Source organism: Pseudovibrio ascidiaceicola, assembly GCF_900114245.1.
Classification (GTDB): Bacteria; Pseudomonadota; Alphaproteobacteria; order Rhizobiales; family Stappiaceae; genus Pseudovibrio; species Pseudovibrio ascidiaceicola.
In genome coordinates, this window is the sequence record NZ_FOSK01000001.1 from 236,949 (window position 1) to 249,190 (window position 12,242).

At 51.8% G+C, this 12,242-nt stretch carries 12 protein-coding genes; 6 read left to right on the forward strand and 6 right to left on the reverse strand.

From position 1 onward, the window contains the following. Positions 1 to 92: 92 nt before the first annotated feature. The 3 genes from lysA to argH form a co-directional block, all read right to left on the reverse strand. The gene (gene lysA / locus BM231_RS01235; RefSeq protein ID WP_093516139.1) at positions 93 to 1,364 is read right to left on the reverse strand and encodes a diaminopimelate decarboxylase; all 1,272 of its coding nucleotides are present in this window, start codon (positions 1,362 to 1,364) and stop codon (positions 93 to 95) included. 49 nt (positions 1,365 to 1,413) lie between these two features. Next, entirely contained in the window at positions 1,414 to 1,683 is a 270-nt protein-coding gene (gene lptM / locus BM231_RS01240; protein WP_063308919.1) for an LPS translocon maturation chaperone LptM, read from the reverse strand. A 139-nt stretch (positions 1,684 to 1,822) separates the two neighbouring features. Further along, the gene (argH, locus tag BM231_RS01245) at positions 1,823 to 3,223 is read right to left on the reverse strand and encodes an argininosuccinate lyase (RefSeq protein WP_063286190.1); all 1,401 of its coding nucleotides are present in this window, start codon (positions 3,221 to 3,223) and stop codon (positions 1,823 to 1,825) included. A gap of 29 nt (positions 3,224 to 3,252) precedes the next feature. On the opposite strand from argH, the gene tlpA reads away from it, so the two are divergent. Next, the gene (tlpA, locus tag BM231_RS01250; protein ID WP_093516141.1) at positions 3,253 to 3,936 is read left to right on the forward strand and encodes a thiol:disulfide interchange protein TlpA; all 684 of its coding nucleotides are present in this window, start codon (positions 3,253 to 3,255) and stop codon (positions 3,934 to 3,936) included. A gap of 86 nt (positions 3,937 to 4,022) precedes the next feature. Here tlpA and BM231_RS01255 read toward each other — a convergent pair whose 3' ends face one another. After that, positions 4,023 to 4,403, reverse strand: coding sequence for a VOC family protein (locus tag BM231_RS01255; RefSeq protein ID WP_093516143.1), 381 nt, complete (start codon positions 4,401 to 4,403; stop codon positions 4,023 to 4,025). Between the two features lie 88 nt (positions 4,404 to 4,491). Then, positions 4,492 to 5,373 carry an acyl-CoA thioesterase II gene (tesB, locus tag BM231_RS01260; RefSeq protein WP_093516145.1) on the reverse strand — a complete coding sequence of 294 codons (882 nt, stop codon included), beginning with the start codon at positions 5,371 to 5,373 and terminating at the stop codon, positions 4,492 to 4,494. Between the two features lie 127 nt (positions 5,374 to 5,500). On the opposite strand from tesB, the gene BM231_RS01265 reads away from it, so the two are divergent. The 5 genes from BM231_RS01265 (at position 5,501) to BM231_RS01285 (ending at position 11,754) form a co-directional block, all read left to right on the forward strand. Then, positions 5,501 to 6,742, forward strand: a complete 1,242-nt coding sequence (locus BM231_RS01265; RefSeq protein ID WP_093516148.1) for a ubiquinone biosynthesis hydroxylase — start codon at positions 5,501 to 5,503, stop codon at positions 6,740 to 6,742. An 81-nt stretch (positions 6,743 to 6,823) separates the two neighbouring features. After that, on the forward strand, positions 6,824 to 7,675 hold the full coding sequence (locus BM231_RS01270; RefSeq protein ID WP_093516150.1) for an SDR family oxidoreductase: 852 nt from the start codon (positions 6,824 to 6,826) through the stop codon (positions 7,673 to 7,675). 93 nt (positions 7,676 to 7,768) lie between these two features. Beyond that, positions 7,769 to 8,080 carry a YrhK family protein gene (locus BM231_RS01275; protein ID WP_093516152.1) on the forward strand — a complete coding sequence of 104 codons (312 nt, stop codon included), beginning with the start codon at positions 7,769 to 7,771 and terminating at the stop codon, positions 8,078 to 8,080. A gap of 63 nt (positions 8,081 to 8,143) precedes the next feature. Then, positions 8,144 to 9,574 (forward strand): cardiolipin synthase, encoded by a 1,431-nt coding sequence (gene cls, locus BM231_RS01280; protein ID WP_093516154.1) that lies wholly within the window; start codon positions 8,144 to 8,146, stop codon positions 9,572 to 9,574. A 149-nt stretch (positions 9,575 to 9,723) separates the two neighbouring features. Then, positions 9,724 to 11,754, forward strand: a complete 2,031-nt coding sequence (locus tag BM231_RS01285) for an SEL1-like repeat protein (protein WP_093516156.1) — start codon at positions 9,724 to 9,726, stop codon at positions 11,752 to 11,754. Here BM231_RS01285 and BM231_RS01290 read toward each other — a convergent pair. Then, complete coding sequence (locus tag BM231_RS01290; RefSeq protein WP_093516158.1) at positions 11,751 to 12,236, reverse strand: GNAT family N-acetyltransferase; 486 nt, start codon at positions 12,234 to 12,236, stop codon at positions 11,751 to 11,753. The two genes, BM231_RS01285 and BM231_RS01290, sit on opposite strands and share 4 nt — an antisense overlap. Positions 12,237 to 12,242 lie beyond the last annotated feature (6 nt).

Here is a 12,242-nt window from a genome sequence, read left to right on the forward strand (position 1 = left end):
GCCTCGCTAATCGCCGCCTGCTTTTTCTTTTGAGCATACGGCGATTAACGTAGATCAGCAATCTGGCAAACCTAAGGGGCTTTCAAACAGAGTTAAGCCTTTTCAACCCAGTTCGGCACAACGTCTTGATTTAGTAACTCATCGTAACTCGGACGCTGACGGATGATCGCAAACTTGTCGCCATCAACCAAAACTTCAGGCACCAGAAGACGCGTGTTGTACGTGCCGGATTGGGTCGCACCATAAGCACCAGCAGAGTAAACGGCCAGCAGGTCGCCTTCCTCAAACTTCGGCATTTCACGGTCGCGAGCCAGATAATCACCAGTCTCACAAACAGGGCCAACAATGTCTGCCATCATCTGCTCACCGTTCTGGCGTTCTTCACTTATTGCACCAATATCATGGTGCGCTTCGTAAAGGGTTGGGCGGATCAGATCGTTCATCGCAGCATCCACGATGACGAAGTTCTTTGCTTCACCTTCTTTACGGTAAATCGTTTCGGTAACGAGAATACCCGCATTACCAGCAATCAAGCGGCCCGGTTCGGTAATCAGCGTCACGCCAAGGCGCTCGATGTGTTTACGAACAACCTTCGCATACTCAGTAGGCAGAGGCGCTTCAATTCCGCTTCCGTAAGGAATGCCAAGGCCGCCACCCACATCAAGGTGGTCAATCTCAATGCCATCTTCCTTCAGCATGCCAATCAGTACACCAAGGCGTTCCAAAGCATCATCAAAAGGCCCAAGCTCAGTAATCTGAGAGCCGATATGCATGTCCATACCGGTCACTTTCAGGCCCGGCAGCTGCGCAGCTTCGTTGTAAACTGCGCGTGCACGGTCCCAGGCAATACCAAACTTGTTCGCAGCCAAGCCGGTAGAGATCTTAGCGTGGGTCTTTGCATCCACATCTGGGTTGATGCGCAGAGAAATCGGCGCAGTCTTGCCCATCTCGGAAGCAACAGCAGAAAGTCGCTTCAGCTCAGGCTCAGATTCCACATTGAAGCACAGGATGCCGGCATTCAGCGCAAAACGCATTTCCTGACGGGTCTTGCCAACTCCGGAAAACACAATCTTGTTTGCAGGAATGCCCGCTTTCAGCGCACGACGCAGTTCCCCTTCAGAAACAACGTCCGCACCAGCGCCAAGTTTTGCCAGCACCGTCAGAATGGCGATGTTGGAGTTCGCCTTCATTGCATAACAGGTCAGATGATCTATTCCATCAAACGCACCATCAAAAACCTTGAAGTGACGTTCAAATGTTGCGCGGGAATAGCAGTAAAATGGGGTTCCAACTTCCGCTGCAATTTCAGTCAGCGCAACGTCTTCAGCGTGAAGCACGCCATCCTTGAACTCAAAGTAATGCAATGTAGGTCCTCTGCACTGGCCCTGCCCCGAAAGGGTTTAGCGAACCAGTCTAAAAATTGAAGTCGGGATCATCCTCATCTGCACCAATCAACGGATCCAGAAACAGACTTTCGTCCTTGTCTCCAGGAATCTCAGGTGCAGGAGCATCATTCAGGGGTGGCGGTGCACCATCTGCAGTCGCCCGAGCTTGGCTTGGCGTTTCCAAACTGCCTTTACGCCCACAAGCGGAAACACTCAGACCGAGTGCAACAATTGTGAGGCCAATCAAAAGCTTGGAACTACGGCTTTTTGTAATGTCTTTCATGCCTTGCGAGCTCATGTTTTCTCTGCTCCAATCTGGATGATCTTACCAAACCAGAAATTCGACCTAAGGACTGACTCGGGCGAACCAGAGCCTACTCTCAGTTTTATTTCTGCACCGTAACAACGATGACTGCAAGATCATCCGAAGAACAGACTTACTTTTCCGTCTTCTGCTCACGCTCAAGCTGCTTCAGCCAACGGCGGGATTGCTTGCGCACATTCACCGGGCTGGTGCCGCCGTAAGAGACACGGCTACGAACAGATTTATCAACGGAAAGAACGCTGTAGACATCGTCAGTGATCTTCGGCTCAACGCTCTGCATCTCTTCCAATGTCAGGCGATGCAGGTCCACGCCCTTATCGACAGCCATCTTAACAAGTGCACCAGTCACATGGTGAGCGTCACGGAATGGCATGCCAACCACACGCACGCACCAGTCAGCCAGATCAGTCGCGGTGGAGTAGCCAGAACCCGCCGCTTTCTTCAGCGTTTTCACATTCGGCTCAAGGTCACGCATCATGCCGGTCATGGCTGCCAGAGCTAGAGACAGGTTTGGCAAAGCGTCAAACGCCTGCTCTTTATCTTCCTGCATGTCCTTGGAGTAGGTCAGCGGCAGACCCTTCATCATCACGAGAAGAGAATTCAGCGCGCCATAGATACGGCCAGTTTTCGCGCGGATCAGCTCAGCTGCATCCGGGTTCTTCTTCTGTGGCATGATGGAAGAACCAGTCGAGAACTTGTCGGAAAGCTTGATGAAACCAAACTGAGCTGAGCACCAGATCACGATCTCTTCTGCCAGACGGGACAGGTGCATCGCACAGATGGAGGCATCCGCCAGCGCTTCAATCGCAAAGTCGCGGTCAGAAACACCATCCAGAGAGTTCGCTGTTGGGCGATCAAAACCCAGAGAAGCCGCTGTCATCTCACGATCGATCGGGAAGGATGTACCAGCCAGCGCCGCACAGCCCAGTGGGCTCTCATTCATACGCGCACGCGCATCTTGCAGGCGGGAGCGGTCACGAGAGAACATTTCAACGTAAGCCATCAGGTGATGGCCGAATGTCACCGGCTGCGCAGACTGCAAGTGTGTAAAGCCCGGCATCACAACAGCAGCGTGCTCTTCAGCCTTTTCAGCAAGAGCCTGCATCAGGTCTGTCACCTGTGCCTCAAGATCGTCCAAAGAGTCGCGTACCCAAAGACGGAAATCTGTGGCAACTTGGTCGTTACGTGAACGAGCTGTATGAAGACGGCCAGCGGTCGGTCCAATCAGTTCTGCCAAACGCGCTTCGATATTCATATGAATGTCTTCAAGCGCGCGCGAGAAGGTAAAGGTACCTTCCTCGATCTCTGACAGAATTGTGTCTAGACCCTGAGCTATCTTTTCGGCATCTTCTGCGCTAACGATGCCCTGTGCAGCCAACATGCTAACATGAGCCTTGGATCCGGCTATGTCTTGTCGGTAGAGCTTACGATCAAAATCGATGGAAGCATTGATCTCTTCCATGATTGCATCTGGCCCTTCCGCAAAACGGCCCCCCCACATGCGGTTGCTCATGTCTAGCCTCATTATGATTTGGGTTTAATATGAAGAAACTGACAGTTACCGGAAAGTTCGGCCTCGGAAAAGGGCTTATTGCAGCATTAGCTGGATTTGTCGTCGTAGGCGGAGCTGTATGGGCGCTTAATCAGCAAAAAAGTGAGGATCCACAAGCCCTCGCCTGCTCTTCTTCAATGAATACCGCAAAAAATCTCAAGGGTTTGACCACAGGCGAAGTCGCCGCTTTTCTGCCTGCTGAGAAGCCTCTGAATCTGTCTGAGCTGAAATTCAACGATGCAGACGGCAACCTCATCACCATGGCGGATCTGAAGGGCACCAAGCTGCTCAACCTCTGGGCCACATGGTGCGCCCCTTGCCGCAAAGAAATGCCCCATCTGGACAAACTGCAGCGTGAAGCCGGCAACGAAGAGTTCAACGTCATCGCTGTGAACATGGACCGCGGCGAGAACAATCCAAAACCGCTGAAGTTCCTGAATGATATCGGCGTGAAGGATCTGGCCTATTTCTCAGACCACACCATGAAGACCTTCAACGACCTACGCACCAAAGGCAAAGCCCCTGGCCTGCCAAGCACAATCATGATCGGTGAAGACGGCTGCGAAATCGGCACCATGTTCGGCCCAGCTGACTGGGCAGCCCCAGAAGCCTTCACCTTGGTCAATGCTGCACTGGCCGGACAAAAAGAAAACAAAACCGCTCAGGCAAATTAAAAAGCAGAAGAGCCTGCCTCAAACTCTCTGGAGCAGGCTCTATCGCATGTCGCCGAAAAGCAGACACTGGTTTTCGGACAAAAATACTAAGTCACATTTGTCGTATCAGTCGCACACACCCGCAGCCGATGCCCGTCAGGATCGGTTGCAACAAACGTGTAGCCAAAATCCAGATCGACAGGTTCCATGAGGATGGGAATGCCCTTCTCTTTCCAAAGGGTATAAACCTGATCCACCTCTTCTCGGCTAACATCACTCAGTGACAGCTCAAACCCTCCAAAGGATGGTTCAGGCTTCGGATCAATCCCTTGCGCGGATTGTAGCCCGAGGGTAACATCCTCCCCCAAAGAAAACAGAGAGAACTCCCGAAACCTCTCAATCGGGCCGCTTTGCAGAACGTCCGTATAAAACTCGGTGCTTTTCTCCACGTTATCGACATAGAGAATAACGCTATTGGGCTTAAACATGCTCACACCCCGTTATCTTGAAAATCAAAGAAACAAACAGATTGCTGCAACATCAGAATAGCCTTTGCACCGAGCAATATCTTTGATCTTACCCCTTACCCGGCACCGGACGATCTCTCATCCGCATCAGGCCTTCCTGAACGGCGGAAGCCACCAGAACACCATCCCGCGTATAAAGGCTACCACGGCTGAAACCACGGCCACCAGCTGAGCGTGGGCTGTCCTGCGTGTAAAGCAGCCACTCATCAAAGCGGAAGTCGCTGTGGAACCACATAGCGTGATCCAAACTCGCCACCTGCAGGTTTGGCACAAACACGTTGATGCCATGAGGGAACAGCGCCGTATCCAACAGTGTCATATCCGAAGCATACGCCAGCACGCACTGGTGAATACGCGGATCATCCGGCAGCTTAGAGGCCGCACGAACCCAAACATGCTGCACCGGCTCCTGCTTCTTGCGAGAGAAATACTGCCCCAGATCCAACGGACGCAGCTCAATCGGGCGCTCCCGCTTCCAGTACTTCTGCACCGGCTCAGGCGCCTTTGAGATCAGTTCATCGGAGATTTCAGAGATCGGCATCAGGTCTTCCGGCATTGGCACATCCGGCATCTCAATCTGATGCTCCATGCCCGTCTCAACGCGCTGGAAGGAAGCAGACATGGAGAAGATCGCATGGCCATGCTGGATCGCCACAACGCGCCGCGTGGTGAAGCTGCCACCGTCACGAATGCGGTCCACCTCATAGATGATTGGCACCTTTGGATCGCCCGGGCGCAGAAAATACCCATGCAGCGAATTAACCTGACGCTCTGCGCCAACCGTACGGGAGGCAGCAACAAGAGCCTGACCAATCACCTGTCCACCAAAAACACGCTGCCACCCGCTTTGTGGGCTTGTGCCACGAAACAGATTTTCTTCTAATTTCTCCAGATCCAAAAGGTCTAGCAGATTTTCAACAGCCTTCGTCATTACAGACAAACCTATTTTTGTAGTGATTTCGATTGCATGTGAGTAGTGTGGCGCTATATCGATAGTGTCAACGATCAATTGGGCTAACCTAATGGTTATAGGGCAAACGATTACAGGAAAGAGTTCTATGAGCAAGAAACAAACCGCCACTGAAGAACTTTATGACGTCACCATTGGTGGCGGCGGTTATGTTGGTCTTTCGCTTGCGCTCGCTTTGAAGCAGTCAGAACCTTCCATGAAAATCGCGCTCGTAGACCTGCGCCCACGCTCAGCAATCGAGAATGACCCGCGTTCCTCGGCCATCGCAGCAGGTGCTGTTCGCATGCTCGATCAACTCGGCATCTGGTACAAGCTGGAAGATGAATCCCAGCCGATCACCGAAATGATCGTCACAGACAGCAAGCTGCATGACAGTGTGCGCCCTATCTTCCTCACCTTTGCTGGCGATGTTGATGACGGCGAACCATTTGCTCATATGGTTCAGAACAATCACATGGTCGGCGCATTGCATGATGCAGCCACAGATGCAGGCGTTCACATCTTCGCACCCGACAGTGTTAAAGACTTCGCAGTAGAGCCAGCCCACGTCAACATCACGCTTGGCAGCGGCAAATCCATCCAGTCGCGCCTGATCGTGGCAGCTGACGGTGTCCGCTCCAAACTCCGCGATCTGGCAGGCATCCAATGCAACCGTTGGGCCTACAATCAAAGCGGCATCGTCACCACAGTCGCACATGAGCGCCCACACAATGGCCGCGCAGAAGAGCACTTCCTGCCATCCGGCCCATTCGCGATCCTGCCGTTGAAAGGCAACCGCTCTTCCATCGTCTGGACTGAAAAGACGGCAGAAGCCAATCGTCTGGTCAATGGCGATGAGTTCACCTTCGAGATCGAGCTGGAGCGCCGCTTCGGTCATCATCTGGGAGAGTTGAAACTCGACGGCCCACGTCAGGCCTTCCCGCTCAACCTTGTTTTGGCACGCTCCTTCGTCTCCAACCGTTTTGCGCTGGCAGGCGATGCCGCTCACGGCATCCACCCAATCGCTGGACAAGGCCTCAACTTCGGCTTCAAAGACGTTGCAGCCCTCTCAGAAGTGCTTGTAGACGCGCATCGTCTTGGTCTCGACATCGGTGCAGCACACATTCTGGAGCGCTACCAGAGCTGGCGCCGCTTCGACACATGGCAGATGGGCATGACCACCGATGTGCTGAACCGCCTGTTCTCCAACAACATCGACCCGGTCCGCGCAGTTCGCGATCTCGGCCTCGGTCTTGTTGAGCGCATGCCGTTCCTGAAAAAGCACTTCATCGGCGAAGCAGCAGGCCTGGCCGGCCCTTCCCCAAAACTACTCCTCGGCAATCCTTTGTAATCCAGGCAAGCGTATTCCCGAAAAGTGGACGCCGGTTTTCGGACAAGAACACGCGGCCACGCAAAAAGCTTAGGAACACCCGTGAAAGACAAACGCTCCATCCTCATCACCGGATGTTCCAGTGGCATTGGTTACTCTGCTGCATACATTTTGCGAGACAGAGGATGGCAGGTCTTTCCCACCTGTCGCAAACCAGAGGATGCAGAACGCCTGCGTTCTGAGGGCTTTGAGGCGTTCCATTTAGATTATTGCGAAACCGAATCTATTCAGTCCGCCGTTGAGTCAGTTCTGGCAATCACAGGCGGACGCCTTAATGCCTTGTTCAACAACGGCGCTTATGGCCTTCCCGGCGCTATTGAAGATCTTCCCACCGATGCCCTGCGTCGTCAGTTTGAAACCAACTTCTTCGGCTGGCACGAGCTCACCCGTCTTATCATTCCGGTGATGCGCAACCAGGGTCATGGCCGCATCGTGCAATGCTCTTCCATCCTAGGCCTCGTCGCCATGGACTACCGCGGCGCCTACAACGCCACCAAGTTCGCACTGGAAGGCTACACCGACACCCTGCGGCTGGAACTGCATGGCTCAGGCATACAGGTTTCTTTGATCGAACCGGGTCCGATTCAATCCGAGTTCTCAAAAACTGCCGTCAAAATGTTCTATGAGGAAATCGGAGAGGACACCAAGAACGCCTCCCACTTCCGCGAAAGCTACAACCGCCGCCTCTCCATGCTCGCCAAAGGCGGCACCACAAAATTCAAACTGCAACCCGACGCTGTCGTCAGCAAATTAACCCACGCCATAGAAGCGCCCAAGGCTAAGGCACGTTATTACGTAACTGTTCCAACCCACATCATGGGTACTCTGCGACGCATCCTGCCAACCTCAATGATCGATATGATCCTGAGAAGGTCTGCAAAGTCGGAAGAGTAAGTGAACGAAACACCACGAATTTCCTCAAATCAAACTCCAGTGCCCCGTATTGCGTGCACTCTGGATTTATAACCCCAGCAAAAGAGTTCCCCCATGGCACTATTTCATCCTGATAACTGCACAATGAGTGAGCGACATAAGCAAATTTATGCGTATTGCGAGCTCGCTTATACTGCTGTTGATTTCTCTGCAGCAGCCTTGTTCGTGGTTGGCAGCATTCTCTTCTTTAAAGAGGCAACCACTTATGTGGGAACTTGGCTGTTTCTGATCGGATCAATTTTATTCGGGCTCCGCCCAACAATTAAGCTCTTTCGGGAAATTGCATATATCCGCCTTGGAAAATATGAGGACCTGCCTGAAGGCACTGAGAATAATACGGGTTGGCTAAACCCCGATATGAAGTGAACCTAACCAACACGTTCACCAACGACCAACCACAGGACTAAATTTCAACGCAGCCGAGTTCAAATGACCTTCATACTAGTTTTCCATGTTCTATTAGTTTTGACGTTTACAATCCGAATTCTGCTGCGAGATGATTTGTCACCACCGGTTCGCCTCGCCTGGTTCATCGTTTTGAACGTGCTTCCCTATGTCGGCATCGCCATTTATTTCCTCTTTGGAGAAACGGATCTTGGCCATCGCGCAGACAAACGTCACAAAGAGATTTTTGATGAGATCCATGAAAACGCTAAGCAATTCATGGGCACGCCAGCTGATGTCGATCAGCTAATCAACCCGGAATACCGCAACAGCTTCCATTATGCTGGTTCAATAAACGGCTTTTATCCAGTTGCTGGAAACAACGCCACACTCATGGAAGATGCCACGGCTACCCGCGACAGCTTGATAGCAGACATCGATGCCGCACAGGATTATGTGCATGTTCTCTATTACATCTGGCTAAGTGACCACACTGGCACAGCACTCGCCGACGCTTTGATCAGAGCAACCCAGCGAGGGGTCGTATGCCGCGCGATGGCAGATGGTCTCGGCTCACACCAGCTCATAAAATCACAGCTATGGGAAAAGATGAAGGAGGCAGGCGTTCAACTGGCTGTCGCCCTGCCGCTGGACAAACCAGTGCGAACACTTCTGACCAGCAGACTGGACCTGCGCAACCACCGTAAAATCACGATTATCGACGGGAAAGTCACTTACTGCGGCAGTAGAAACTCAGCTGATCCGGAATTTCTGGTCAAAGCAAAATACGCTCCCTGGGTCGACATTATGCTACGCCTGACCGGGCCCATTGTGACGCAAAATCAGCTTCTGTTCATAAGCGATTGGATGCAGGCAACAGGCGAAAAGCTAAATGACTTTGAGTTGAAGTTAGAACCGGCACAAGAAGGGTTCCCGGCACAGGTGATGGGCGATGGCCCAACGGAACGCAAAGGAGCAACGCCTCAGCTCTTTGCCTGCCTTATTGCAACCGCCCGCTTCGAACTCACACTATCGACGCCCTACTTTGTCCCCGATGAAACTGTTCTGGAAGCCCTGCGCGCTGCAGCTTATCGAGGCGTAAAAGTCACCTTGATTTTCCCGAAGGTCAACGACAGCTGGATCGTGGCAGCTGCAAGTCGCAGCCATTATTTCAAGCTTCTGGAGGCCGGTTGTGATCTCTTTGAATTCAAAGGCGGTCTATTACACGCCAAGACACTCACAATGGATAACAAGATCACTTTGATCGGCTCTTCCAATCTGGATCTGCGAAGCTTTGACCTAAACTACGAAAACAACATTTTGTTGCAGGACAAGGCAATAACGAACGCTGTTCTGGGCCGACAACAGCAATACCTCGACAGTTCAGATCAGGTCTTTTTTGAAACCGTTTCCAGTTGGTCATACCTCAAGCGAATAAAAAACAACATCATCGCAACAGTCAGCCCTATCTTGTAGTCCTGCAGCTAACCTATACGAAGCTAAATGCAATCACGATTTAGACTCTCACCTTTTCAATAAGGTTGTTTGAGACAGAACTACGACTGTCCAATCCTAAAATTGTAATCTCTGCTATTGTTTGAAGCGTTGCAGATTCGGGGGAAAATATGCAGTTGCGGCATTTGAAGTTAGCTCTGGCAGCTCTGGCCATCTCACTGTCCAGCCAAGCAATCCTTCCTGCATTCGGAAACAACTTCAAAAGCACCGTTCGGTCCGCCGAGCAAGGCGATGCTCATTATCAATACAAACTGGGTCGTGCCTATGAAAACGGTCATGGCGTGCAAAAAAACTATGCTCAAGCTGCACAATGGTACAGGCGTGCGGCTGAGCAGGGGCATGCCAGTGCAGGATATAACCTCGCTGTCTTGTATCATGATGGTCAAGGCGTAGCACGTGACTTTCAAAAAGCATTGAAGTGGTATCGGCATGCAACAGAACATCGTCATGGAGGTCACGCTGGAGCGCTACTTGAAATAGGTTACATGCATGCAAAAGGCCAAGGCGTGGCCCAAGACCGAGTTGAAGCAGCAAAATGGTACCGCCTATCTGCTGACAGGGGCAACTCTATCGCGCAATACAATCTGGGATACTACTACCAAGAAGGCCGAGGGGTACCGCAGGACTATGCTCTAGCAGCGATGTGGTATGGCCTTGCAGCTAAGCAAGGCTATACAAGCGCACAATACAATCTTGGGATCCTGTACCACGATGGACGAGGTGTCCTAAAAGACTATCAGGAAGCAGAAAAATGGTATCGCCTCGCCATTGAGAGAGGCCATGCCGGAGCACAACGAGAACTTGGCTATATGTACGCCAATGGCCAAGGCGGCTCCAGAGACTACAGTGAGGCTGCAAAGTGGTACGAAGTTGCAGCCGATCAGGGTGACAAATCGGCACAATACTCTCTCGCACTCTTATATCAAAATGGGCAGGGCGTTCAGCAGGACTATGCTGAAGCTGCAAAGCTTTACCGTCTCGCAGCAGAGCAAAACCACGCGAAAGCACAGCTTGAACTCGGGTATCTTTACACCGTCGGCCTAGGTGTAAAACTGGACTACGCCGAAGCAGAAAAGTTTTATCGCCTTGCAGCCGATAACGGGAATGCGATCGCAAAAAACCGTCTCACAGACATGCGTTATGTCAGCGAAGACCTAAAGCAGCACTATTCCGGTATTGCGAAGGAGTATCGTCAGGCTGCCGAGCAACATCTTGCCGGATTCCATTATAATCTTGGTCGTGCCTTCACCAACGGAAAAGGCGCACCACAGGACTACCCCAAAGCTGCAGAAAAGTTCCGTCTGGCTGCAGAACAAGGGCATGCCAACGCTCAGTTTAATCTGGGCCGCATCTATGAAATCGGTCTGGGTGTAGATCAGAACTATGACAAGGCTGTAAACTGGTACAGCCGAGCAGCTGAACAAGGTGTTGCTGATGCGCAGTATAACCTTGCTGTTATGTACGCCAATGGTACAGGCCTGCCGCAAGACCTGACAGAAGCCTCAGCATGGTACCATTTTGCCGCTAGGCAAGGCCACCCGGACGCTCAGTATAACCTTGGGTTTCTTTATGCCACAGGACAAGGGGTAGAGCAGGACGAAACCACAGCTGCAAGATGGATGCGCCTCGCTGCTGAAAAGAGTCATGCCGAAGCGCAATACCGTATTGGAAGAGCCTACGAAGACGGTGTGGGTGTAGAGCAAAACAACACTGAAGCAGCAAACTGGTACTATCTCGCGGCAACGCAAAATCATGCTCAAGCTCAATTCAATTTTGGACGTATGAATGCCACAGGCCAAGGCATTGCAAAGAATGAAGCTGAAGCTGCAAAATGGGTTCTCCGCGCCGCACAGCAAAGTCATGTAGAAGCCCAATATCGCATCGGTCTTGCCTATTACAAAGGCAGCGGAGTTCAGCGGGACATAGAAAGCGCTTATGTCTGGTTTTACATCGCAGCAGAGAACGGCAGCAAACCTGCGCTAAAAGCACAAGAAGACATAGCAGATCACCTGAATACCAAAGAGTTGGATCAAGCCGTCGGCAAAGCCAAAACCCTCATGAAGAAGCTCAAAACCAACAAACAATCAGACCCAACCAAAGCACCGATAAGGTTCAAGTTCCTACCCGTAGTCCCCACTTAATGAGTGACCAGAGGTGCAGCATCTAAGAGCTCCTCAATCCTCAGCTGTTGCTGTGAAAGCTGAGCAAGCTCAACCCGTGCACGCAGGTAAGAAACGCCAAATTTTTGGAAAGCATTGCCTTGAACCTTGAAACCGAGGCGCTGGTAGAAAGCAACAGCACCTTCTCTTGCGTCGCACCAGATGTAATCCGCTTTTTGCAAGTCAGGCTGACTTGCCGCAAACCGTATGAGGTTGCTTCCGATGCCGCGCCCTTGCTTTTCCGGCAACACCGCCAGTTTTCGCAGTCTCACAAAGGGCAGATCGAAGAAGAAAGATCCAACACCAATCAGGTTTTCTTCTTCAAAGGCTCCAATATGAAGGGCCTGGTGATCTTCTGGAACCATGACCCGCTCTATCGGCGAGTCTGGCCAGAGCACTTGCTGACGTAGTTTGTATGTCAACGTTGCAGGAATGCTCCGAAAACTAATCTCTAGTTCTCTCATACTTCC

Excerpts from the sequence above, each read along its gene's own strand:
- lptM (WP_063308919.1), bottom strand. The coding sequence starts at position 1,683 with ATGAGCTCGCAAGGCATGAAAGACATTACAAAAAGCCGTAGTTCCAAG.
- argH (WP_063286190.1), bottom strand. The coding sequence starts at position 3,223 with ATGAGCAACCGCATGTGGGGGGGCCGTTTTGCGGAAGGGCCAGATGCA.
- tlpA (WP_093516141.1), top strand. The coding sequence starts at position 3,253 with ATGAAGAAACTGACAGTTACCGGAAAGTTCGGCCTCGGAAAAGGGCTT.
- BM231_RS01255 (WP_093516143.1), bottom strand. The coding sequence starts at position 4,403 with ATGTTTAAGCCCAATAGCGTTATTCTCTATGTCGATAACGTGGAGAAA.
- tesB (WP_093516145.1), bottom strand. The coding sequence starts at position 5,373 with ATGACGAAGGCTGTTGAAAATCTGCTAGACCTTTTGGATCTGGAGAAA.
- BM231_RS01265 (WP_093516148.1), top strand. The coding sequence starts at position 5,501 with ATGAGCAAGAAACAAACCGCCACTGAAGAACTTTATGACGTCACCATT.
- BM231_RS01275 (WP_093516152.1), top strand. The coding sequence starts at position 7,769 with ATGGCACTATTTCATCCTGATAACTGCACAATGAGTGAGCGACATAAG.
- cls (WP_093516154.1), top strand. The coding sequence starts at position 8,144 with ATGACCTTCATACTAGTTTTCCATGTTCTATTAGTTTTGACGTTTACA.
- BM231_RS01285 (WP_093516156.1), top strand. The coding sequence starts at position 9,724 with ATGCAGTTGCGGCATTTGAAGTTAGCTCTGGCAGCTCTGGCCATCTCA.
- BM231_RS01290 (WP_093516158.1), bottom strand. The coding sequence starts at position 12,236 with ATGAGAGAACTAGAGATTAGTTTTCGGAGCATTCCTGCAACGTTGACA.